Origin of the sequence: Lentibacter sp. (genome assembly GCF_965658795.1) — a bacterium.
Taxonomy (GTDB): Bacteria; Pseudomonadota; Alphaproteobacteria; order Rhodobacterales; family Rhodobacteraceae; genus Lentibacter.
On sequence record NZ_CBFHTG010000019.1, the window covers coordinates 33,994 to 57,701 of the forward strand.

The 23,708-nt window shown below is 52.9% G+C and carries 24 protein-coding genes; 10 read left to right on the plus strand and 14 right to left on the minus strand.

The window, feature by feature from the left end; all coding sequences use genetic code 11:
• Positions 1-96: 96 nt before the first annotated feature.
• From ACTG3X_RS12195 to ACTG3X_RS12215, 5 genes are read left to right on the plus strand one after another with little or no spacing between them, the layout of a single operon-like run.
• Positions 97-678 (plus strand): anthranilate synthase component II, encoded by a 582-nt coding sequence (locus tag ACTG3X_RS12195; RefSeq protein ID WP_439111549.1) that lies wholly within the window; start codon positions 97-99, stop codon positions 676-678.
• Positions 675-1,697: an anthranilate phosphoribosyltransferase gene (trpD, locus tag ACTG3X_RS12200; protein ID WP_439111550.1), complete on the plus strand. Its 1,023-nt coding sequence runs from the start codon at positions 675-677 to the stop codon at positions 1,695-1,697. The genes ACTG3X_RS12195 and trpD overlap by 4 nt, the downstream gene beginning before the upstream one ends.
• On the plus strand, positions 1,694-2,506 hold the full coding sequence (trpC, locus tag ACTG3X_RS12205) for an indole-3-glycerol phosphate synthase TrpC (protein WP_439111551.1): 813 nt from the start codon (positions 1,694-1,696) through the stop codon (positions 2,504-2,506). Before trpD ends, trpC begins: the two co-directional genes overlap by 4 nt.
• Positions 2,507-2,983 (plus strand): cyclic pyranopterin monophosphate synthase MoaC, encoded by a 477-nt coding sequence (gene moaC, locus ACTG3X_RS12210; RefSeq protein WP_439111552.1) that lies wholly within the window; start codon positions 2,507-2,509, stop codon positions 2,981-2,983.
• On the plus strand, positions 2,980-4,155 hold the full coding sequence (locus tag ACTG3X_RS12215; protein ID WP_439111553.1) for a molybdopterin molybdotransferase MoeA: 1,176 nt from the start codon (positions 2,980-2,982) through the stop codon (positions 4,153-4,155). The genes moaC and ACTG3X_RS12215 overlap by 4 nt, the downstream gene beginning before the upstream one ends.
• Here ACTG3X_RS12215 and lpxB read toward each other — a convergent pair.
• The 14 genes from lpxB to ACTG3X_RS12285 all read right to left on the minus strand — a co-directional run bounded on the left by lpxB (position 4,144) and on the right by ACTG3X_RS12285 (position 17,162).
• Positions 4,144-5,289 carry a lipid-A-disaccharide synthase gene (lpxB, locus tag ACTG3X_RS12220; RefSeq protein WP_439111554.1) on the minus strand — a complete coding sequence of 382 codons (1,146 nt, stop codon included), beginning with the start codon at positions 5,287-5,289 and terminating at the stop codon, positions 4,144-4,146. The genes ACTG3X_RS12215 and lpxB overlap by 12 nt on opposite strands.
• Entirely contained in the window at positions 5,277-6,164 is an 888-nt protein-coding gene (locus ACTG3X_RS12225) for an LpxI family protein (RefSeq protein ID WP_439111555.1), read from the minus strand. Before ACTG3X_RS12225 ends, lpxB begins: the two co-directional genes overlap by 13 nt.
• Positions 6,165-6,166: 2 nt before the next feature.
• Positions 6,167-6,955: an acyl-ACP--UDP-N-acetylglucosamine O-acyltransferase gene (gene lpxA / locus ACTG3X_RS12230; RefSeq protein WP_439111556.1), complete on the minus strand. Its 789-nt coding sequence runs from the start codon at positions 6,953-6,955 to the stop codon at positions 6,167-6,169.
• Entirely contained in the window at positions 6,952-7,425 is a 474-nt protein-coding gene (gene fabZ / locus ACTG3X_RS12235; RefSeq protein ID WP_439111557.1) for a 3-hydroxyacyl-ACP dehydratase FabZ, read from the minus strand. The genes lpxA and fabZ overlap by 4 nt, the downstream gene beginning before the upstream one ends.
• Before the next feature lie 68 nt (positions 7,426-7,493).
• Positions 7,494-8,051 carry an OmpH family outer membrane protein gene (locus ACTG3X_RS12240; protein WP_439111558.1) on the minus strand — a complete coding sequence of 186 codons (558 nt, stop codon included), beginning with the start codon at positions 8,049-8,051 and terminating at the stop codon, positions 7,494-7,496.
• Positions 8,052-8,067: 16 nt separating this feature from the next.
• Positions 8,068-10,422 carry an outer membrane protein assembly factor BamA gene (gene bamA, locus ACTG3X_RS12245; protein ID WP_439111559.1) on the minus strand — a complete coding sequence of 785 codons (2,355 nt, stop codon included), beginning with the start codon at positions 10,420-10,422 and terminating at the stop codon, positions 8,068-8,070.
• 147 nt (positions 10,423-10,569) lie between these two features.
• Entirely contained in the window at positions 10,570-10,701 is a 132-nt protein-coding gene (locus ACTG3X_RS12250) for a hypothetical protein (protein ID WP_439111560.1), read from the minus strand.
• A gap of 90 nt (positions 10,702-10,791) precedes the next feature.
• A complete protein-coding gene (gene rseP, locus ACTG3X_RS12255; protein ID WP_439111561.1) occupies positions 10,792-12,114 on the minus strand; it encodes an RIP metalloprotease RseP in 1,323 nt (440 codons plus the stop codon).
• Positions 12,115-12,145: 31 nt separating this feature from the next.
• Positions 12,146-13,327 (minus strand): 1-deoxy-D-xylulose-5-phosphate reductoisomerase, encoded by a 1,182-nt coding sequence (gene dxr, locus ACTG3X_RS12260; RefSeq protein ID WP_439111562.1) that lies wholly within the window; start codon positions 13,325-13,327, stop codon positions 12,146-12,148.
• Positions 13,324-14,130 (minus strand): phosphatidate cytidylyltransferase, encoded by an 807-nt coding sequence (locus tag ACTG3X_RS12265; protein ID WP_439111563.1) that lies wholly within the window; start codon positions 14,128-14,130, stop codon positions 13,324-13,326. The genes dxr and ACTG3X_RS12265 overlap by 4 nt, the downstream gene beginning before the upstream one ends.
• Positions 14,127-14,852, minus strand: coding sequence for an isoprenyl transferase (locus tag ACTG3X_RS12270; RefSeq protein WP_439111564.1), 726 nt, complete (start codon positions 14,850-14,852; stop codon positions 14,127-14,129). The genes ACTG3X_RS12265 and ACTG3X_RS12270 overlap by 4 nt, the downstream gene beginning before the upstream one ends.
• A 27-nt stretch (positions 14,853-14,879) precedes the next feature.
• On the minus strand, positions 14,880-15,443 hold the full coding sequence (gene frr / locus ACTG3X_RS12275; protein ID WP_439111565.1) for a ribosome recycling factor: 564 nt from the start codon (positions 15,441-15,443) through the stop codon (positions 14,880-14,882).
• A gap of 107 nt (positions 15,444-15,550) precedes the next feature.
• Positions 15,551-16,282: a UMP kinase gene (gene pyrH, locus ACTG3X_RS12280; RefSeq protein ID WP_439111566.1), complete on the minus strand. Its 732-nt coding sequence runs from the start codon at positions 16,280-16,282 to the stop codon at positions 15,551-15,553.
• A gap of 232 nt (positions 16,283-16,514) precedes the next feature.
• Positions 16,515-17,162, minus strand: a complete 648-nt coding sequence (locus tag ACTG3X_RS12285; protein ID WP_439111575.1) for a GntR family transcriptional regulator — start codon at positions 17,160-17,162, stop codon at positions 16,515-16,517.
• A 140-nt stretch (positions 17,163-17,302) separates the two neighbouring features.
• Here ACTG3X_RS12285 and dctP point away from each other — a divergent pair, with 140 nt between their 5' ends.
• The 5 genes from dctP to ACTG3X_RS12310 all read left to right on the plus strand — a co-directional run bounded on the left by dctP (position 17,303) and on the right by ACTG3X_RS12310 (position 23,003).
• Positions 17,303-18,289, plus strand: coding sequence for a TRAP transporter substrate-binding protein DctP (dctP, locus tag ACTG3X_RS12290; RefSeq protein ID WP_439111567.1), 987 nt, complete (start codon positions 17,303-17,305; stop codon positions 18,287-18,289).
• A gap of 85 nt (positions 18,290-18,374) precedes the next feature.
• A complete protein-coding gene (locus ACTG3X_RS12295) occupies positions 18,375-18,923 on the plus strand; it encodes a TRAP transporter small permease (protein WP_439111568.1) in 549 nt (182 codons plus the stop codon).
• On the plus strand, positions 18,923-20,239 hold the full coding sequence (locus ACTG3X_RS12300) for a TRAP transporter large permease (RefSeq protein ID WP_439111569.1): 1,317 nt from the start codon (positions 18,923-18,925) through the stop codon (positions 20,237-20,239). Before ACTG3X_RS12295 ends, ACTG3X_RS12300 begins: the two co-directional genes overlap by 1 nt.
• Positions 20,236-21,489: a malonyl-CoA decarboxylase gene (locus ACTG3X_RS12305; RefSeq protein WP_439111570.1), complete on the plus strand. Its 1,254-nt coding sequence runs from the start codon at positions 20,236-20,238 to the stop codon at positions 21,487-21,489. The genes ACTG3X_RS12300 and ACTG3X_RS12305 overlap by 4 nt, the downstream gene beginning before the upstream one ends.
• A complete protein-coding gene (locus ACTG3X_RS12310) occupies positions 21,486-23,003 on the plus strand; it encodes a malonate--CoA ligase (protein WP_439111571.1) in 1,518 nt (505 codons plus the stop codon). Before ACTG3X_RS12305 ends, ACTG3X_RS12310 begins: the two co-directional genes overlap by 4 nt.
• The last annotated feature ends 705 nt before the right edge of the window (positions 23,004-23,708 follow it).

Sequence of the window (23,708 nt, forward strand, 5' to 3'; positions counted from 1 at the left end):
AAGGCCTCTGCCTCTTGACGGTTCCGTCGAACCCTGACCATGTATACCGCGACCTTGGGCCGAGCCTCCAGCCCTTTCCTGAGAGCGAAGAGTAAGATGCTGCTACTGATAGATAATTACGACAGTTTCACATACAATCTTGTTCACTATTGCGGTGAATTGGGTGCAGAAGTTGTCGTAAAGCGCAATGACGCCCTCACTGTTACGGAAGCGCTGGCCATGGGTCCCTCTGCAATCCTTGTGTCACCTGGCCCCAAAGCGCCCTCAGATGCGGGCATCTGTCTGGAACTCACGTTAGCGGCCGCTCAAGCTCACATCCCTCTTTTAGGTGTTTGCCTGGGCCACCAGACCATCGGTCAGGCGTTTGGCGGCAAGGTGGTCCGTTGCCATGAGATTGTGCATGGGAAGATGGGCGCAATCCACCACACGGGCAAGAGTATCTTCGCTGACCTCCCCACCCCTTTTGAAGCCACGCGTTACCACTCGCTTGTTGTAGAGCGAAAAAGCCTGCCAGACTGCCTTGAAGTCACAGCAGAGCTTGAGGACGGCACAATCATGGGGCTCACACACCGCGACTTACCAGTACACGGCGTCCAGTTTCACCCCGAATCGATCCGTTCAGAGCACGGCCACAAAATGTTGAAAACATTCCTTGAGATGTCAAAGGAGCCCGCATGAGCCAGACCCTTAAACCTCTAATCGGCGCGGCCGCAGAAAGAACGCTTACACAGCTTGAAGCTGAAGAAGCCTTCACGGAATTATTCAACGGAGAGGCAACCCCAGCCCAAATCGGGGGCTTTCTTATGGCCCTCCGGACACGCGGTGAAACCGTAGAAGAGTTCACAGCAGCCGCAGCCGTAATGCGCGCCAAGTGCCATGCTGTCAAAGCGCCCATAGGAGCGATGGACATCGTCGGCACAGGCGGGGATGGCAAAGGTACACTTAATATATCAACAGCCACAGCCTTTGTCGTTGCTGGCGCAGGCGTTCCTGTAGCGAAGCATGGCAACCGTAACCTGAGTTCAAAATCAGGCGCTGCGGATGCATTAGGTGAGCTTGGGATCAACGTTATGGTTAACGCTCAGGTTGTTGAGCGCGCGCTGGAGAATTTTGGCATCTGCTTTATGATGGCCCCTATGCACCACCCAGCGATGGCACATGTAGGGCCAGCACGAGCAGAGCTTGGCACGCGGACCATCTTCAACATTCTCGGTCCGCTGACAAACCCGGCCGGCGTAAAACGCCAGCTCACAGGTGCGTTTTCACGAGAGCTTATTCACCCAATGGCCGAAACACTAGGCAAGTTAGGTTCAGAGAGGGCTTGGCTGGTACATGGGTCAGATGGGACTGATGAGTTGACAATTACTGGCGTCTCTTGGGTTGCTGCCCTGAATGAAGATGGCACTGTCACCGAGCATGAAACACACCCTGAGGATGCTGGGCTGCCTGTGCACCCGTTTGAGGCGATCATCGGCGGCTCTCCAAAGGAAAATGCTCTCGCATTTCGCGCTTTACTTGCAAGCGCACCGTCTGCCTATCGTGACGCAGTTTTGCTCAATTCTGCAGCCGCCCTTCACGTTGCTGGCAAAGCTGATACACTACAAACAGGCGTCGAAATCGCGCGTGAGAGTATCGACAGCGGTGCAGCAGCCAAAAAGGTCTCAGACCTTGCCAAATTCACATCGGAGGCACTATGAGCCCGACCATACTGGACAAGATTAAATCCTATAAACTTGAAGAAATTGCAGCAGATAAAGCGAAAAAACCTCTCGAAGCCGTTGAGGCCGAAGCGCAGGCTGCGCCCGCCGTCCGACCCTTTGCAGAAGCGCTTTTCGAAGCAAGCAAGACCGGCTATGGCCTGATTGCCGAGATCAAAAAGGCTAGCCCCTCTAAAGGCCTTATTCGCGATGATTTCCACCCTGCAAGTTTGGCGCAGGCATATCAAGCAGGTGGCGCTACCTGTCTCTCAGTATTGACAGACACACCAAGTTTTCAGGGAGACAAAAAATACCTATCCGAAGCACGTGCGGCTTGTGATCTGCCTGCACTCCGTAAAGACTTCATGTATGATACGTACCAGGTCGCAGAAGCGCGGGCTTTGGGTGCCGATTGTATCCTTATAATCATGGCCAGTGTTTCTGATACCCAAGCTCAAGAGTTGGAAGCGGCCGCGACAGAATGGGGCATGGATGCGCTACTCGAAGTTCATGATGCCAACGAACTCACTCGCGCAAGCGCACTGAGCTCACGCATGATCGGGATAAACAATCGCAATCTTAACACGTTTGAGACCTCTCTTGATGTGACCCGGACGCTGTCAAAACAAGTTCCTGTTGATCGTATGATCGTCTGTGAAAGTGGCCTATCTACGCCTGAAGATCTCGCGGACATAGCTCGCTACGGAGCACGCAGTTTTCTGATTGGTGAAAGCCTCATGCGCCAAGAGAATGTTGAACTGGCGACACGGAGCCTGTTGGCGAACCCGTTTACAGCCGGAGGCATGTAAATGTCTGACCTTACGCACTTTGACTCATCGGGTAACGCCCACATGGTCGATGTTTCTGAAAAAGCTGTAACCTCGCGCATTGCAACGGCAAAAGGCCACGTACAGATGGCGCCCGAGACACTCACGATGATCAAGGAGCAACGCGCAAAGAAAGGCGATGTCCTCGCCGTCGCACAGCTCGCAGGCATTATGGGCGCAAAAGAGACTGCGCGCTTGATCCCGCTTTGCCACCCCCTTCCAATCACTAAAGTCGCTCTGGATCTTGATGTCGATGACACTCTCCCGGGAATTCAGATAACGGCCACAGTCAAAACAACGGGCCAAACTGGAGTCGAAATGGAAGCGCTTACAGCCGTCTCAACTGCAGCACTTACGGTTTACGATATGGTGAAAGCCGTGGATAAAGCCATGGAAATTGGCTCGGTGCGTGTTGTCCTCAAGGACGGCGGCAAATCAGGGCGATATCAAGCCTCATGATCTCTGTATCCGAAGCGCTGAGCATGCTCTTTACACTCGTCAGAGTGCAAGAGACCGAAATGTGTCCCCTGTCTTTGTCCGCAGGGCGTGTTCTTGCAACGCCTATCGCCGCCAAACTTACGCAGCCGCCATTTGCAGCATCTTCAATGGATGGCTACGCGATCAACTCAATAGAGGCTGACCTGCATGCACAATTCGTCGTCGTTGGCGAGTCTGCGGCAGGTCACAGGTTTGAGGGCAAACTCGGAGCCGGCCAAGCTGTGCGTATTTTCACCGGCGCGCCTGTACCTGAGGGCGCTGATCTTGTGGTCATTCAAGAAGATGTCGAACGGCGCGGAAAGCTCATCACCCTTTTGACAGAGAAAGATGGCAACTCTAATATCCGCCCGGCTGGTCAGGATTTTTGCACTGGTGACATCATGCCAGCACCGCGCGTTCTAGCCCCCTCTGATATCGCTCTGGCGGCGTCTATGAATCACGCCAATCTACCTGTTTTCAAGAAACCTGTTGTTGCGATCATATCCACAGGTGACGAGCTTGTTCAGCCTGGCGAAAGCCCGACACCAGACCAGATTATTGCGTCAAACACCTATGGTCTGAAAGCATTGATGGAAGCCAATGGAGCGGAGACGCGCATTCTTCCCATAGCGCGCGACAACCGCGCGAGCCTTGAAACCATATTTAGTCTAGCGGACGGTGCTGACCTTATTATAACGATTGGCGGTGCGTCCGTTGGCGAGCATGACATCGTTGCAGATGTGGCCGCTTCACTTGGGCTGGAGCAAAGCTTCTACAAAGTCGCTATGCGCCCCGGTAAGCCCCTCATGGCCGGCCGAATGGGAACTTCTCTCATGGTCGGGCTTCCGGGCAACCCTGTTTCCGCCATGGTCTGTGGTCATATCTTTTTGCTGCCAGTACTTCGCGCCATGCTTGGATTGCCCAAAGAGCCAGCCAAGCGCCTCAGCGCAACATTGTCCCATTCACTTCCCTCAAATGGACCCAGAGAACACTACATGCGCGCATCTCAAAAAGACGGCTATATCAAAGCTGCGGAGCGCCAAGATTCGGCTCTGCTGACAATACTGTCTCAATCCGACGCACTTCTTATCCGACCACCAAACGATCAGGCTAGAGCCGCTGGCGAACAGGTTGAGTTTATTTCAATCAGCTAAGAGTGCTTTCGCAGCCCGTACACCCGGGGCTTCTCCGCCAGCTCCTAGCCGCTCCATGGTCACGTGCATTGCAGCGGTCTGAGCATCGGGTTCTGACAACACATCCAAGACAGCTCTGGCTAAGTTCTCTGACGTACAATTTCGACCAATATATTCAGGAACCGCCCGCGTCTCACTCACTAGGTTCACAAGCGTCACCGTGTCTATCAAAAGCATACGCCCCATGATGACGCGACTTAAACACGCCATATCATAGCCAATAACCATAGGCGTTTCCGCGGCCGCCAACTCCAGAGACACCGTCCCAGAAGCAGCCAAAGCCACTTCTGACGCAGCAAAAGCTGCTCTCTTTTCATCTTCACCAGACGGGCGCAGAAAAAGTGTGTCAGGAGGAAAAAGCTGAGTGTTGGCAGACAAGAACTCATCAGCGGCATCAGCGACAACGACAACGGCACGCATCGACGGTTGAACCTTTAGGATCGCTTGAGCCGCGGAACCAAAACGCTGTGAGAGGCGTTTTACCTCTCCCTGCCGCGAGCCGGGGAGTAAAAGAAGCAAAGCTGCGCTCCCTAGCCCATGCGCTTGGCGGAAAGTGGATATATCCGCCTCCGTCGGCCTGATCTCAGAAACAACGGGATGCCCAACAAACTCGGCCTCCATACCAGCAGATCTCATCAAATCAGGCTCAAAGGGAAGCAAAGTCAAAACTTTATCTGTGAATTTAGCTAGTTTCTCAGCTCGTTTGGGGCGCCATGCCCATACAGAAGGTGCAACATAATGAACTATGCGAGTGGCTCGGTTGGCCGAGCGTACCTGCTGTGCAACTCTTTTACAAAAATCAGGGCTGTCAATTGTTAGCAAAATGTCTGGCTGAAAGTCTAAAACAGCCGCTACAGTCTCATCTTTACGACGGACCAAGCTCCGATACTTAGGCAAGACCTCCGACAGTCCCATCACACTGAGTTCAGACATCGGAAACAGAGAGCTCAGGCCTTCTGCTTCCATCAATGGCCCACCAACACCAGCGAAGAGCACCTGCCCCCGAAGTGACTTTACCCCACGCATAACGGCTTGGCCCAGTTTGTCACCTGAGGCTTCCCCAGCAACAACAAAGATACGTGTTACCTCACCCACAAAAACATGCCCATTGAGTCAAGGATTCGAAGCACCAGCTCTTCCTGCAGAACGATCACACCCTCCGCCTCAATGATAATCCCATCAAGCCCAGCCTCAGCAGCCATCATCGCGGTTTTTGGCCCTATCGTAGGTAAATCCGCACGACGATCCTGACCTGGCTTTGGGGCTTTAAACAAAACTGCACCAGTAGACACTCTCGCCTCAGACGAGCCTTCGATCCACCCATTGATCGCGTCAGCAATCCTACTGGCCGGTTCAGAAAGCCAATCAAAAGACTCCTGACCGCTCAAATTTGGAGAATAGTGTTCAGCAAAAGCTGTCAGCATCGCGTCAGTACCTGCAAGCTGTTCACGTGCAAGCACTTCACCCTGCCGGATAACACAGGCCTGTCCCAGATCTGCCTTCCCCATTTCGGCCAAGACACTTTCTCCGACAAGAGCGTCCATCTCGTGACATGCCTCAGGTTTTACCAAAGTCGGTATGCCTTTGGGGCTGGTTAGCTCAGGCAGAAGCTCTTGCGCCGCAAGAACGGCAAAACCTTTTTCCTCAAATATCTTCATCACAGCACGCAATGCGCCATCATCGCCTTTTTGAAGAGCTTCCATAAATTTTGGAACCAACGGAAGCGTTTCGATATCAAGCTTGTTCGGGTCCACCTCAGGTCGAGTGATCACCCCACACAAGCAAACCTCTGTGATACCTTGCTCCGTTAATTTAACGAGCAGTGTACCAAGCGTTTCCAATCGAAAGGTCAAATCAGGTCTGAGGCCATCAGGCTCAAAACCTTCCATTGCACAGATCAAAGGGGGTACCTTCTGCGCGGCAGCGACTGCGCTTGGCAAAGCACCCCGCCCAGAAATCAGCGCCAGCACCTTCAGCTGCCCGGCGTCAAAAAAGAGCGATCGCTTGCGCCAGTCACGAAGCTAACGATCTGCTGCACGTAGTCGCTCTCACTTTCGTCCCCCAGACGACGCGCGCGCTCCTGAAACGTCCCTTCTCCTTGTGCCAGCATCTGAAACGCGGCACGGAGTGCGGTAATATCTCCTCGAGCAACGCCACGCCGCTTCAAGCCGACAAGGTTAAGCCCATCAAGCTCTCCACGTGGCCCTTGGACAAGACCATGCGGAATAACATCGTTTGTCACCATGCTCAGAGCGCCAATAATGGCTCCTTGCCCAATGCGAACAAACTGATGAATGCCGCACAGCCCGCCAATGATAACATCATCATCAATCACACAATGCCCAGCCACTGCAGAACTGTTGACAACGATCACTCTGTTTCCAATGCGAGCGTCATGAGCAATATGACACCCCGCCATAAACAACCCGTCATCACCGATGACTGTGATCCCTCCGCCACCTTCGGTTCCACAATTTATTGTCACATGTTCACGAATACGGTTTCTGGCGCCAATCTTCAGCGCAGTCTTCTCACCTTTGAATTTGAGATCTTGTGGTACTTCACCAATCACCGAGAATGGAAATATAACCGTACCATCTCCAATTTCAGTCTGCCCCGACACGACGACATGGCTCTTGATTTGGACGTTGTCTCTCAAAACAACACCAGAACCAATAATACAGAAAGGCCCTATCTTACAGCCAGCGCCAATCTGCGCGCCATCTTCAATAATTGCGCTTGGGTGAATATCGCTGCTCACGCTACAGCATCCTTCGGAAGATCCATCATCGCTGTAAATTCTACTTCACAGGCCATTTCACCATCCACAGTAGCCACTCCCCCAAAACGCCAGACCTTGGCACCAGGCTTGCCTCTCAAGGTCGTCAGGTTCATTTCCAAAACATCCCCGGGAACGACCATACGACGGAACTTGCACTTCTCAATTGCCATAAAATAAACCAGCAGTTCTTTGTCGGCCATATCCAGCGCCACGCCAACCATAACAGCAGCTGTTTGCGCCATTGCTTCAACAATGGTTACGCCCGGCATAATCGGCTTACCAGGAAAATGCCCCTGAAAATGGGGCTCGTTCATTGACACGTTTTTGATCCCACGGGCTGATTGCGTGCCAACAATGTCTTCCACCCGATCCACCAACAAAAATGGGTAGCGATGCGGGATAATCCGCTGAATAAGCCCTATATCGGCGCGAAGAACATCAGATGTCATTGTATTTCCTTTTGGTCTATCAGCCACCTCAGTAGCAATGCCCCCAGCTCAAGACAAGATGGGCGCCCTTAGTCCTTAATATCAGGCGCATCCGTCGGATAGCCCCGCCCGATCGCTTCATCGATTTTACGCACTGCGGCATTTGTGATGTCCACGGCATTATCGCGCAAAATAATTGAACGCATATCCAACAAGATATTTGCACCACGCTCGTTCATCAACTCAACTAACACCCCCTGCGCTGTCGCAAGAAAACGAGCCTCAGCACTCGCGCGCTTGTCTTCAAGCTCTCTGGCAAGCTCAGTGCGCTCACGCCGAATGGCTTGAACTTTCTGATCAAACGCTTCCGCAGTATCCCGAAAGTTTTCTGGGCTCATATTAGATCGTTGCTCAGTGAGCTGACGCTCTTCTGCCCGAAGGCTTTCTTCAATTTCTCTGTTTTTGGATGCGAGTATCTCGGCCTCGGCCTCAAGCTGCTGCGATATTGTCTGGCCAAACAAAGTCTCAGCAAACAACCTATTTGGATCGACCACAACGACTTCTGCCGCTGGCGTGCTCGCATCCTGTGCCAATGCTAAACTCGCCCAGAGTAAAAAGCTGAGGGCGAGTGTAACTGTATGCTTCATCTGCCCAAATGGCATCTTAGAACTCGGTTGAGATCGTGAACTCGAAGGTCTGCTCTTCGTCAAACTCTTCCTTTTCAAGCGCTTTGCTCCAGTTCAAGCGCATCGGCCCGACAGGAGTGGTCCAAAAAATTGAAACGCCAGCTGTATGTCTGAAGGAGCCACTTTCGTAAAGAGTGTTGGCACCTATGTTATCAAGTCCCCAGACGTTCCCTATATCGTAGAACAAACCGCCCGTTACGCCATATTCCTCGGGCAAGCCGAGTGGGAAAAGTGCTTCAAATTTAGCCGTAGCAAACATGTTGCCGCCAAGCGCATCATTGATCCCGTTGGCGGTATCATAGTCTCGCGGGCCAATGCCATCCGCGGCGAAACCACGAACGATATCATCTTCAAAGAGCCAACGGTCGGTCGCGCGGCTCCCTGGCCCTGAGTTTGAGAAGTTTACTGCGCCGCCTGCAAGTGTCGCACGCAGTGTAATTTCTTCGTTGAAGACACGCGTTTGTGCAACAAGTTTGGCTTTCGTCTTCACAAAGGTATCGTCTCCACCGATACCGCCAAAGTCTTGGCTGAAAAGAAAGCGCAGCCCTTCGTCGTTGTCCAACGAAATGCGGCGCGAATCCCACTCATAGGAATAGCCAACCGAGCTGTGTGACCGGCGCTCTAGGCCAATCTCAGTCGTCAAAACCGTTCCCAAAGTTGTTCCTGAATCCACGGACATTTCTGTTGCATCAAACTTATAGTTCAAGCCAAGGCGCGCGCGCTCACCGAGTGGAAACTCCAACCCGGTCGCGAAAAGGCCGCGGCTTGTGTTGTAATTTGCGTTATCGCTCTCGGTCTCACGCAAACTCACATCAAAAAAGAACTTAACATCGCGCCCCAAGAAAGCGGGCTCCTCAAAATAGAGCCCATAATCTGTGTTGTCCGTCGCACCAGACGCACGGAAGCGAACTGTCTGACCACGCCCGAGAAAGTTTGTTTCCGTGTACTGTGCCACGATTCCGAAGCCGTTATCTGTCGAGAATGTGCCGCCAAAATTCAGAGAGCCCGTTGGCTTTTCTTCGACATCCACATCGACAATGACGGTATTCGGCGATGAACCTTCACGTGCATTAACTTGAGCATCCGTGAAAAAGCCCAGAGCACGAATACGCTCGGCACTCTCTCGGATTTCACGAGGATTGAACGGGTCGCCCTCTGCTACCCGAAATTGGCCACGCACAACACGATCAAGCGTTGTCGCGTTACCTTCAATATCAATCCGCTCGACAAAAATGCGCTCCCCTCTTGCCAGAACAAACTCGACATCGAGCGTCAGATCACGGTCATTTCGGGTGATACGGGGCTCAACACGCAGAAAAGGCTGGCCCTCGCGTATGGCCAGGCGCTCCATACGTGCGATCGCATTTTCCACAACGGATGGGGAGTATACATCGCCTTCACGTATCTTAAGAATATCTTGGAAGACCTCAGCGTCAACTTCAGCAATCTCGCTCACTGTTGTTACAGCACCAAAAGAAAACTGTTGGCCCTCTTCAACATTAAAGGTCACAAAATAACCATCCCGCTCACGTGCAATCTCCGCGTTCACAGATGTGGTACGGAAGTCAACGTAACCGCGTGACAGGTAAAAATCACGAAGAACTTGCTGGTCAAACTGCAAGCGGTCTTCCACAAAAGTATCTTTGCGCACAAATGCCCTCAAAATACCTGCTTGCTTACTTTCAAGAACACGGCGCAAACGACGGTCCGAGTAAACCTGGTTTCCAACAAACCCAATCCGTGAGACTTCCGTCATGCCACCTTCGAAGACCTCGAATACGAGATCAACACGGTTGTCACTTCGGCGAATGATACGCGGTGTAATCTTAGCCGTCAGCCGGCCGTTCTCGGCATAAGCTGCTGTCAAAGTTGCAGTGTCACGTTCAGCTTGTGTTGGGCTAAAAACAAGACGCGGCTTTAGCTTTATAAAGCTCGCAAGCTCCTCATCTTTCAGGCGCTGGTTACCTTCAAAGCTGATGCGGTTGATCGTTGGAAACTCGGCTACCTTAATGACGAGTGTTCCGCCTTGCGGGACTATTTCGACAGTTTCAAACAGCCCAGACGCCAGAATTCGCTGATAAGCCTCGTTAAGTTCACCAGCCGATACGCTCTCACCACGGGCGATTCCCGCATATGTCAGGATCGTGCCGGACTCGATGCGCTTATTGCCCTCGATAGAGACCGAACCGAACTGATAGTTTTGAGCTTCGGCAAAACTTGGCGCCAGCAGAAAAGCCGCTGAAAACGCTGCAAAAAGAAGCGTCTTTGGTGGGTTGCAGATGCTGTGCTTACGGCCTGTTGAAGCTTTCGCCCCTGCGACAGTACTTGTCATGTTATCTATTCCAGTCAGAAACGCGTTACAGACTGAGTAAAGGCAATAGGGAATGATGTCAAAACGAGAAGCGCGCCCAATAGGACGCGCTGGTTTAAATGACAGTTTGTTGGCAGAAATCGTGAGCGCCATGCCAGTTGGGCGACATCACATCATCCAACTACCAAACCAACCACCCACAAAGAGAGCCGCCGTGATGGTTGCCAAATAGAGCATACGATCCCAGTTAAGATCCCAAAGAAGATGCAGACCTCTATACCCGCTTTCAATCGTACTCATCTACTACACTCCCTCTTACTCCGTTTAAGCCTAAAATAGCTTTGTGAAGGAAGCTGGGCGCAAATATGGCATTTTCTTGGCACGCAAGACTTAGCAGAAAATATCGTTCCAGAGGGCAAATAACATAACGCTCAAAACGAGCGCCATGCCTAAGCTCATAAGCACATTCATGACCTTGTCACTCGGTTTGCGGCGCATGATCGCTTCATAACCATAGAATACCAAATGCCCTCCATCCAACATAGGAATTGGCAACAGGTTCAAGAAGCCTACGGCCGTCGACAACAATGCCAAAAAGCCGATAAATTCAACAAATCCGGCTTCTGCCTGATCTTTTGATGCACGCGCAATCCCGATGGCACCTGACATATTGCAAGAGCTGATCTTACCAGCTGCCAAGTGATAAAGACCCGAAATAGAGCGCGTGACCACCGAATAAGTCTGCTCAATGCCAAGCCCGAGGGCTTCAAAAGCACTAGGTCTCTCAGTTACAGGCTCAAAGAAACTGGAGCTTGAAATGCCAATAAGAAAGCGCTTCTCAAATCCGTTATCCGCTGTCGGCACATCTCGCAACTCAGGTTGAATGACGAACTCTTTTTCTTCTCCAAGCCGCCAGACGACAAGCCTCACTGGTCCTCCCTGCGCAGCCTTAACAATTCCAATTAGCTCTCTAAAGCTTTCTAGCGCTTCACCATCCGCGCTCAGAATAATGTCGCCTTCGAGCAATCCAGCCGCTTCGCCGGCCGAGCGTGGCTGAACGAAGCCAATTCGTGCAGGACTATACTGTGGCCCTTTAACAGAGATCTCCTGCCCTTCGCGTTGCACCGTATAGGTCAGAAGCAGCGTTTCAGGCAAAGCATCAAAGTACTCTCGATCTGGCTCACTCGGAAAAGTCACGCCCTCGATAGCAACGATCTGATCCCCCTCCTCAATTGTGATCCCCTCGTAGGGCAAAGGATAAATTGACGCAATTTTGGGTGGGTTGGCCATCACGCCAACAGCGAGCAGCAGCCCGGCAAAGACGAAGATGGAAAAAATAAAGTTAAATACCGGCCCCGCCAAAACCGTTGCAGAGCGCGCCCACAAAGGTGCACCATGCATTGTATGCCGCAGCTCAGTCACTGGCATGGCCTCCATAGCGTCACCATCTTTGCCACTCGCCGCATTGGCATCCCCAAGAAATTTAACATAGCCGCCAAAGGGAATGGCCGCGATTTGCCACCTCGTGCCATGCTTGTCATGGCGCGCAAACAAGATCGGGCCAAATCCAATAGAGAAAACTTCCGCTTTGATCCCTGACCAGCGCCCCACAATATAGTGCCCATATTCATGCACGCCCACGATAATAGAGAGGGCTACAACAAAAGAAATAAGGGTCAGGATAACGTTGCCAAACTCTGGCAGTAGGGTCATTAGGTTCACAAGCTCTACCTGTTTTATCGTTTTAGATTGCTTTAGTCGCGCGCATTACCTGCGCCGTGGTGCTTTGGCCTAGTTGGGTAGCATGACGTAAATTATCAAGGTTCATTGGGGCATCGATAAGACCATTGTCTGGCAAGAGCAGGTCCAAAACCTCTTCAACAACCTCCGACATTTGTGTGAAGCCTATTTGACCTGCAATGAAAGCATCAAGCGCTGCGTCTTTCGCAACGTTAAACACCGCACCACTAAGCCCTCCCCGCTCCATGACTGTATTGGCCAGCGCCAAAGCAGGATAGCGCTCAATATCTGGTGCAGCAAAATCAAGCTGGCCTATTTCGGCTAGATTCAGCCGCGCAACCGGCAGCTTTTCGCGCTTGGGGTAGTGCAGCGCATAGCCAATCGCGTGCCGCATATCAGGCGCACCAAGGTGAGCCATCAGGCCGCCATCTTGGAACCCGACGAGCGCATGTACCAACGATTGAGGGTGTATGAGCACTTCAATTTGGTCAGGAAGGAAACCAAAATACTCATGTGTTTCAATCACTTCAAGAGCCTTGTTGAACATAGAAGCACTATCAATCGTAATCCTTTGCCCCATATCCCAATTAGGATGGCTACTGGCCTGAGCGACCGTGGCCTGCTTGAGCCGCTCAACGGGCCAATCCCGAAAGGCACCGCCTGAAGCTGTGATAATCACCCGCTCGACAGCCGAAATGTCCTCCCCCACCAAAGCTTGAAAAACAGCAGAGTGCTCACTGTCGACAGGCAATACGCGGGCCCCGTTCTCAGCAGCCGTCTTCAGCAAGAGCTTTCCCGCTGTCACAAGCGACTCTTTGTTGGCCAGCGCGAGTGTCGCGCCCTGCTCCAGCGCCTTGAGGCCCGGCTCAAGCCCTGCCGCTCCAACTATCGCGCTCATCACCCAATCTACAGGGCGGGACGCCGCTTCATTAAGTGCCAACACTCCTGCCGCTGCTTCCGTGCTGCACCCCTGGAGTGCCAAGCGCAACTCAGGCAACAAGGATTCGTCAGATATGACAGCAACCTCGGCCTTAAAGCGGCGCGCATCTTCGGCAAGCTGAGCCACATTGCGTCCCGCCGTCAGCGCAACAACATTATAGTGATCAGGCGCTCGGCCGATCAAATCGAGAGTGGACTGCCCAATCGACCCAGTCGCCCCAAAAACAGAAACGCGTCGAAGGCTCACGCGAATACCTCTGCCACGAAAACCACAGGAAGGAACAGAAGGGCCGCACCGATCATACCGTCAAAGCGGTCAAGCACACCGCCATGCCCGGGGATAAGACTAGAGCTATCTTTAATCCCTGCCTGACGTTTCAAAGCGCTCTCCACGATATCACCCATCTGCGCGGCAAAGGCCAAGAGCACCGAAAATACCGGAATAGACAGTGGTAAACCGCCCTTTGAAGCGGCGATCAGAATATCGCTCAACAACCAACCAACAATAGCAGCACCGGCCCAACCTGCGATGGTACCTGACCATGTTTTCTTTGGACTGACCGAAGGCCAAAACTTCGGGCCTCCAAAGACCCGCCCAGCAAAATATCCCATCACATCGGAGGCAATCACGATACCAATCAGCCATAACAGGACGGCTAGGCCATATACCTCACGGATGAAAAACAAGCAGAGTGCTGCGACCATCGCAAAAAAGGCGTAAAAAGCGAGCCGTTGGCGCAACTGAGCTGCCAAGAGAAAAACGCCAGCCGCCACAATAGCAATCACACCAAATCCAAGTGGTACACCAACCCATTGCGCCACAACGACAGATAGTCCACCTGCAAAAGGCAGCACCCAATCCCGCAGCAGACCACTCGGAGCGTTGCCCAGACGCGCAGCCTCCCAAACCATCGCAGCAGAGATCAGCGCGAGCATGACGAGAAACCACCGCCCTCCCAGCCAGATATCAAACCCAGCCACGACAACCATAACGGCCGCAGAAATTATTCGGAGGCGCAAGTCACTCCATTTTCCGGCTTGCACACTCATGCAATAACTCCGCCAAAACGCCGCTCGCGGCTGCCATAATTGTTGACCAGACCAGCAAATATCTCTGGCGAAAAGTCAGGCCAAAGCGTGTCAATAAACTCGTATTCCGCATAAGCTGATTGCCAGAGCAGAAAATTGGAAATACGCGCTTCACCGCTTGTCCTGATCACAAGATCAGGATCCGGTAAAACACACGTATCCAAGTACTTAGGAAGTGTTTCCTCATCAACTTTTTCGGGATCAAGCTTACCGGCGGCAACATCTTGAGCCAATCTTTTGGTCGCGCGCGACACTTCATCCCGCCCACCGTAATTCAGGGCAATAGTCAGATGGACCCGCTCGTTTGTGCTCGTGAGCTGCTCCAACTCATCCATCAAGCTAACCAGCTTGTCATCAAGCCGAACACGATCCCCAATAAAGCGCACACGGACACCTTCGTCCTTGAGGGCGCGAGCCTCTTTCGAAATATATCGACGAAACAGGCCCATCAAACCAGCAACTTCAACCTGTGTTCGCTTCCAGTTTTCTGTCGAAAAGGCAAATATCGTCAGGTACTTTACACCCAAGTCAGGGCAAGCCTCTACAATCTGGCGAACGCGCTTGGCCCCGGCATGGTGGCCAAAAAGCCTTGGCCGCCCACGCTTTTGCGCCCAGCGGCCATTGCCGTCCATAATAATTGCGATGTGGCGAGGCCCCGCCTGTTTATCCGCTTCACTGGTCACACTAAGGCCCTTTCGCCTATTGTTGGCTTAAACCTGCATAATCTCGGCCTGTTTGCTCTCGAGTGCTGCGTCAAGAGCCTTGATATGCTTGTCGGTAAGTGTTTGCACCTCCTCCTCCCAGAACTTCTGGTCGTCTTCCGAGAGACCATCCGCCTTGGCTTTTTTGACTTGGTCCATACCATCGCGGCGAATGTTGCGCACAGCCACCCGAGCATGTTCTGCATATTGTGCCGCAACACGTGTAAGATCACGGCGGCGCTCTTCATTCAGCTCAGGGATAGGTAGCATCACAATTGTCCCGTTGGTCTGAGGGTTGATCCCCAAACCCGAGTTCATGATGGCCTTCTCCACGGCTTGCACCATGGACTTATCCCAAACATTGATAGTGACCATCCGAGGCTCGGGAACGTTTACAGTCCCAAGCTGATTGATCGGTGTCTGCTGACCGTAGGCTTCAACGACAATCGGTTCCAGCATGCTAGCCGAAGCCCGCCCTGTCCTGAGTGAGGCAAACTCTGTTCGCAAGCTCGCCATAGCGCCATCCATACGGCGCTCAAGTTCGTCGGTGTCCAGCATAAAATCGTCTGACATGAGACCATCCCTTCTAATAACTTAGCCTGTCTATATCTGCTTTGGGCAGGCTCTGCCAGCACTTCACTTACGTAAAGCGCTCTACCCCTGGAGGTGTTTAAATAGCGTTAACCATGCACCCGGGTATAGGTGCCTTCACCCGCCAAAATACCCTTGAAACCCCCAGGTTCATCGAGGCTAAACACGATGATTGGCAGGTCGTTGTCCCGCGCCAAAGCGATTGCGCTGGCATCCATGACACCCAGACGTTTCTGAAGCACGTCATCATAGCTTACATCGTCATAGCGTACCGCATCAGCAAACTTTTCAGGGTCTTTGTCATAGACACCATCTACTTTTGTTCCCTTGAATATCGCCTCACAGGCCATCTCGTTTGCACGCAAGGTCGCTGCAGTATCTGTCGTGAAATAAGGGTTGCCAGTGCCCGCAGCAAAAATACAAACACGCTTCTTTTCAAGGTGGCGCACTGCGCGGCGGCGGATATAGGGCTCCGCCACTTCGTTCATCGTGATCGCAGAAATGACGCGGGTAAACACGCCAAGGTCTTCCAAAGCACTTTGCATCGCCAAAGCGTTCATAACCGTGGCAAGCATCCCCATGTAATCAGCTGTCGTGCGTTCCATCCCCTGCGCACTGCCTTGCAGCCCGCGAAAAATATTGCCGCCGCCAATGACCATACAAATCTCGACGCCCATTTCCTGAACAGACTTTACCTCCTGCGCAATCCGTTGAACGGTCGGCGGATGCAGCCCGTAGCCCTGGTCGCCCATCAGCGCCTCGCCCGATATCTTCAGCATAACGCGTTTAAAAGTTGTTTGCGGCGCGATCTGCTCTGACATCTTGTGTCTCCTGACTCTGTTTGGGCTTTATTCTAAATGTCCCAAATCTCAAGGCTACGCAACGCCCAAGCGCAAAAGACAGCCAAAAAGCGCTACTGTACAAAAACCAGCCCCGACGACACGATCTCAAAATTGAGCGTATCACCAATGAGATGACGTAGTACCCAGATGTTGCCAGAGCAACAAAACCAAAGTTACGCATCCCAGATCCAGTCTCTTGGTGACAAAGAGACTAGCTTTTCAAACCTGCCATCAGTTGCTGGAACCGCTCCCCCTGAACATTAACATGCGCGCGCAACGCACTTTCTGCACGCTCCACATCCCCAGCCTTAAGAGCCGCAATGATTGCTTCGTGCTCTGCCAGAGACTGCCCCATCCGCCCACGAAAGCGCAGCTGAACGCGGCGATAAGGCTTCAATCTGTTTTGCAACTTCAACGCTTCGCGCTGCAGGTAAGAATTGGTAGCACCAAGGTATATCTCTTGGTGAAATCGCTCATTCTCGAGATAATAAGCTGCGGCGTCCTCCTGCTCGACAGCGGCCTCACACCGCTGATGCGCCTCAATCAGGCGCTCAAGCCCCGCATCACTCATTCGAGTGGCTGCGAGCCGGCCACAGGCGGCTTCAAGCTCGGCCATGGTTTCAAACATTTCAACAAGCTCGACAGGGCCCGGCTGGCGTATAAAAACCCCACGACTGGGAATTTGCACAGCCATTCCAGACATGACCAAGCGCTGGAGCGCCTCCCGAATAGGCGTTCTCGACACACCGAATTGTTCCGCAAGCCTGACTTCATCCAGCCGGTCACCATCCTCATATTTCCCTTGAAATACAAGTTGTTCGAGTTCTTCGGCAATATGCTCTGAGCGCTTTAACTTCATTCCGCCAAGATACCTTAGGTCCGCGCTTGAGCGCAAGATCCTATTTTTTGTATACAATATCGTTGACTGAAAATGCAAAGTGGGTGATGCTTCGACGTTACTGACCCTGAGGAGAGTCAGTTCATATCTGGGAGGATAATATGAAAACGAATTTTCTAACAACAGTCGCGCTTGCCGCCACAATGGGGTTTGGCTCCATTGCCAGCGCAACCGAGCTTCGCCTGTCTCACCAATGGTCAAACAAAGACATTCGCCACAAAGTTGCGCAGATGGTGGCCGATGGTGTTGCAGAAGCAAATGTTGATCTGGACATCAAGATCTTCGGCTCGAAGTCCCTTTTCAAGCCGCGTGAGCAGTATCGCCCCTTGAGCCGCGGACTGCTCGACATGACCGTTTTGCCGCTCAGCTATGCAGGCGGTCAGCAGCCGGCTTTCAACCTGACACTGATGCCAGGCTTGGTGAAGAACCATGATCATGCTGCGCGCCTGAGCACCTCTCCCTTCATGGAAGCGCTCGAGCAGAAAATGGCCGAGGATGATGTCATGGTTCTGGTGCATGGCTACCTCGCGGGCGGCTTCGTGGGCAAAGACAAATGCATAACCAAGCCCTCAGATGTTGCCGGGATGCAAACACGGGCGGCGGGGAAAGCGTTTGAACAAATGCTTGCAGGCGCCGGTGCGTCAATTGCCTCTATGGCCTCGTCAGAGATCTATAGCGCGATGCAAACAGGCATTCTAAACGCTGCAAATACGTCGTCTTCATCTTTTGTGTCTTACCGCATTTACGAGCAGGCCGCCTGCTACACCCCTGCGGGAGATGTCGCGCTTTGGTTTATGTATCAGCCTCTCCTGATTAACAAATCCACATTTGAAGGCTTGAATGCCGATCAGCAGGCAGCGCTGCTGGCAGCCGCTGAAAAAGCGGAGGCATTCTATCTGGCTGAAGCGAAGAAGGAAGATGCCGACTCTGTAGAAGTGTTCCAAAAAGCTGGTGTTGAAATCGCAGAGATGTCGACAGCCGACTTTGATGCATGGCGCGCACTGGCGCAGGAAACCTCTTATAAAGAGTTTGTTGCAAACGTACCCGATGGGCAGGCCCTACTCGATATGGCCCTTGCTGTAGAGTAAACCACTGGGGCGGCGGCGATTGTAAACTTGCAGCCACCGCCTCAATCTACTCCAAACATTTACACTTTTCAGAAGGATAGCTGACATGGCTGGCCAAAGTTCGGCTGTGGCCTCACGCACTGGGAACAATCCCTTCCTGCGCGGTGTCTCGGCACTCTCTACTCTCGCGGGCTGGTGCTCTGCGGCTATGATCGTCGCGGCCGTGGCAATCACCTGCCAGATGATATTCATAAGGTTTGCCCTAAACGGGTCAACCACATGGCAAACCGAAGCCGTAATCTACCTCGCCATTGGCTCGACACTGATCGGCTTACCCTATGTTCAAAAACTGCGTGGCCACGTCAATGTAGACTTGGTCCCATTGGCCCTGTCTCCCTCCGCGCGCTACTACATGTGCCTGCTGACACTTTCGCTTTCGATCGCGATGGTTGCGGTGCTGTTTTGGTATGGTTTTGAGCATTGGCACCTGACGTTTGAGCGAAACTGGAAATCAGACACAGTCTGGGGTGTTCGCCTCTGGATCCCATATCTGGCGCTGCCGGTCGGCTTTGGCCTCTTCCTGCTACAACTGGTCGCCGATCTGGTCGCCGTCGTTCTCAAAATTGATAAACCCTTTGGCTTGGAGGACGTGTAATGGACCCGCTCTTGCTCGGCGGCATTGTCGCCATATCAACTATTCTCGTATTGTTCTCGGGCGTCTCGGTGGGCCTTGGCCTGCTGATTGTATCGACAGGGTTCCTGATTTTATTTGATGGGATGCGCTCACTCGAGCTGCTCCCCGAAATTCTCTTTGGCAAGCTTGATAATTTCGCGTTGCTCGCCATCCCCATGTTTATCATCATGGGCTCGTCTATCGCCTCGACGCGTGCAGGGGCTGATCTCTACGAAGCTCTTGAGCGTTGGCTGACCCGCGTCCCGGGTGGCCTGGTCATTTCAAATCTCGGCGCTTGCGCGCTCTTTGCCGCGATGTCGGGTTCAAGCCCGGCTACTTGTGCGGCAATCGGCAAAATGGGCATCCCCGAAATGCGTAAGCGCGGCTATCCTGACGGTGTTGCGGCAGGTTCCATTGCAGCGGGTGGCACACTCGGAATTCTGATCCCGCCATCGGTCACAATGATCGTTTACGGCATTGCAACCGAGACCTCTATTGGCCGCCTTTTCCTGGCCGGTGTCATCCCGGGCCTTCTGCTCGTACTTCTTTTCATGGTCTGGTCTCTTTATTCGACTTGGCAGTCTGGCAACAAAGAACTTTTGAACGCGGGCAGCTATACTTGGAAAGAAAAGTTCGAGATCCTACCACGCGTGTTGCCGTTCCTCGCCATTATCGTGGGTGTACTCTACGCCATGTACGGTGGCATCGCGACACCTTCGGAAACAGCCGCCGTGGGCGCACTGCTCTGCCTCATGATCGCAATGGTGATCTATAAACTCTGGAACCCCAAAGATCTCTGGGTTGTGCTTCGCGACAGTACAAAAGAAAGCGTGATGATCCTCTTTATCATCGCTGCTGCGGGCGTGTTCTCTTACATGTTGTCCAGCTTGTTCATCACACAAGCGATCGCCGAATGGATCGGAACGCTTGATGTAAACCGCTGGGTTCTGATGAGCTTTGTGATGCTCTTCTTGCTCGTTGCCGGCTTCTTCTTGCCACCCGTTGCCGTGATCTTGATGGCGGCACCAATCCTGCTACCAATCATCACAACAGCAGGCTTTGACCCGATATGGTTTGCCGTGGTTTTAACGATCAACATGGAAATCGGTCTTATCTCGCCCCCCGTCGGCCTGAACCTTTATGTCATCAACGGGATCGCACCAGACATATCTCTCAAGACCATCCTGAAAGGGTCTATGCCCTTCGTCGCCTGTATGGTCCTCGCAATCATCCTGCTTTGCTTCTTCCCGGGGCTTGCCACATGGTTGCCTGATGTCGTCATGGGAGAAGCCGTATGAGCTACTTCAGCGGGCTGATCTCGACAATTTTTGAGCGGGGCTATCAAAAAGCACTTTCCAAGGAAGCCGACGCACGGACAACACCTCAACTCTGTGATGCCTTGCTGAGTAGCCATGGGGAGGTTTCGGGCGCGACGCTAGCACATACACTGCTCGATCGCTATGCAGGCATGAGTGCCTCAGAAAAGGCCGCCTTTTTCCAGTATATGACTCATGAACTAGAGCTTGACCCTAAAGCAGTCATTCGCACGCTCGATGCCTATCAGACCAACCCTGGCAAAGGCACATATCGTGCCTTTGCCGCGGCGTCCGAGCCCAAGCGACAGGAGCTGGCACGCCGTATGAACCAAGTCCCCGGAGCAACAGGGCAGCTTGTACAAATGCGCAAAGATCTGCTCGGTTTGATAAAAGATCACCCTGATCTTGAGCCGCTTGATGTCGACTTTCGCCACCTCTTCGCATCTTGGTTCAACCGTGGTTTTCTCGTCTTGCGCCCGATTGACTGGACAAGTCCTGCCGGCATTCTGGAAAAAATCATCGCCTATGAGGCTGTGCACGAAATCGGCAGCTGGGAGGATTTGCGCCTCAGGTTGAAGCCCACCGACCGGCGTTGCTTTGGCTTCTTTCACCCGTCAATGGGCGATGAGCCACTCATTTTTGTTGAAGTTGCTCTGACAAAAGGAGTGCCCAGTTCCGTGCAGGACCTGCTCGCAGAGGGCCGCGAGACAATCGAGGCCGAAGATGCAGACACTGCCGTATTTTATTCCATTTCCAACTGTCAGGCGGGGCTCGCCGGGATCTCGTTCGGCAACTCCCTGATCAAACAGGTTGTTTCAGATCTCTCAAAAGATCTCCCTGGCCTGTCCACATTCGTAACCTTGTCCCCGATACCGGGGCTGAACAAATGGCTCAATGCCGCAAAGCTCGAAAATCTGGAAGCTCAAGACCAACAAGCCGTGGCGGCCCACTACCTGCTGCAGGCCAAGCGATCAGACGGAACGCCTTTCGATCCTGTTGCAAGGTTCCACCTCGGCAATGGCGCAATGGTGCATGCCGTTCACGCTGACGCAGACACATCAAAAAATGGCCGCAAGCAATCCAACGGAACTATGGTCAACTACCTGTATGACCTCTCACAAATTTCACAAAACCACGAAAAATTTGTAAGCGACAAAACAGTTGCCGCCTCGACAACGGTCAAAACACTAAGTGCGTCGGTGAGCCCAAAAAGATTAGGTGAAGCAAAATGAACAATCCTTTGTATGATACCCTGTTTGGCCAGCACCAAGGCAAGGCCACGCCCTTTTTGGAGCGAGCAGACGGCACAATCATAACTCATGCCGCGTATCTGGATTTGGCGGCACAATACGCTCACGTGTTTTCAAAGCTCGGTCTCAAACCAGATGACCGCGTCGCCGTACAAATCGGCAAGTCACCACAGGCCTTGGCCGTCTACGCAGCCTGCGCTCAGGCAGGCATCATCTTCCTACCTCTCAATACCGCCTACACGGCGGCTGAAGTCTCCTATTTTGCCGAGAACAGTGGCGCACGCCTGATCCTGTGCGACGCGGAAAAGGCAGAGGCACTTACGCCCGTCGCCGCCACCACCGGGGCAGTTCTCGAAACCCTGAACGACGACGGCAGCGGGAGCTTCACAGACCTTGCACATCCCATGCCAACAACCTTCGCAACCGTCGCGCGCACAGAGGATGATCTGGCAGCCTTTCTCTATACCTCAGGTACGACAGGCCGCTCAAAAGGAGCGATGCTCACACAAGGCAATCTTCTGTCCAACACGCAGGCCTTGCGCGCAGAATGGGCATTCACAGCGCAGGATACACTCCTCCACGCCCTACCGATCTTTCACACCCACGGGCTATTTGTCGCCACGAACATTGCCCTGCTGGCAGGTAGCAAAGTGCTTTTTCTGCCAAAGTTTGACGCTGACACAATGATCAGGCTGATGCCGAAGGCCACAACCATGATGGGTGTGCCGACCTTCTACACGCGGCTGCTTGAGGACGCGCGCTTTACAAAAGACCTGACCAAGCACATGCGCCTGTTTATATCAGGCAGTGCGCCCCTTTTGGCCGAAACACATCTCCAGTTCGAGGCCCGCACCGGCCACCGTATTCTTGAGCGCTATGGTATGACGGAAACCAATATGAACACGTCAAACCCCTACAAAGGCGAGCGCCGCGCAGGTACCGTGGGTTTCCCGCTTCCTGGTATCGAAATAAAAATCACTGACAGCCGGTCAGGGGATACTCTTCCCCAGGGCGAGATAGGCGAGATAGAAGTCCGTGGCCCGAATGTCTTCAAAGGCTATTGGCAAATGCCTGAGAAAACCGCCGAAGAGCTGCGCGAGAACGGGTTCTTTATCACAGGCGACCTCGGCAAGATCGATGAGGACGGATATCTTCACATCGTTGGCCGCAACAAAGATCTGATCATCTCAGGGGGATACAATATCTATCCCAAAGAAATCGAGCTTTTGCTGGACAATGAGGCAGGCGTTCTTGAAAGCGCGGTTGTCGGCGTGCCTCATCCCGACTTTGGCGAAACAGTTGTTGGCGTGGTTGTCGCGCAAAAAGGCAAAGAGCTGGATCTCGATCAGCTTAAGAAAAACATTTCAGCCTCCCTTGCCCGTTTCAAACAGCCACAAAAGCTGTTTGTCGTGGCCGAGCTCCCCCGCAACACCATGGGAAAAGTCCAGAAGAAGGCTCTGCGTGACCGGTATGCAGGCCTTTATCAAGAGACGTGACAATCAGACTGGGGCGCCTGAAACGCCCCAGTCCGTTTTACACACAGATAAACACCTGGCATCAGTGATCCACCCGTCCGCTCAAGCGGCCGCAAATGCGGCAAGCTCAGGCTGTGCAGGCCCCGCTATAGGTCAACACCTCACACACAGCGAAGATCTGGCCTAAAAACGCTTGGGCGCCAGTCCCCTCGCGCCCGCTGAGCCGCCACGCCAAGGCCCACCTTCTAGGTTTGGCCCTTGGCCAACTATGTGCCTGAGCGGGTCTTATAGTCAGTGCGACAAGAGCGGGTAAGGCCTTGCCAGGCCATTACCTGAGTTGGATGCTCTTGTCCTTGGCTGCAATCTCTCACGCAGCCTCGTCACGACGAAGCACCCGGAGAGCCATCCGTAGCTTTGAACCAGTCAATTTGACGAGCACATACTCATTGGGTTTTAGCATCCGAATCTGAACATCGCTTAGAGGCACCTAAGGGTGCCGCTTTTCACGCAGTTTCTCGACCCCCCCCAAAAACACCACCAATCTGGGAATACCGTATAAAACAGCTCAAAACGCCTTCGGACAAAGGGTATCAAAAACAGCCTTATAACACAGGGCTTATTGGATGTCTTTGTATAAAGCTGGATGTTGAAATGGTGCCCCCACACGGACTCGAACCGCGGACCTATTGATTACAAATCAATTGCTCTACCAGCTGAGCTATAGGG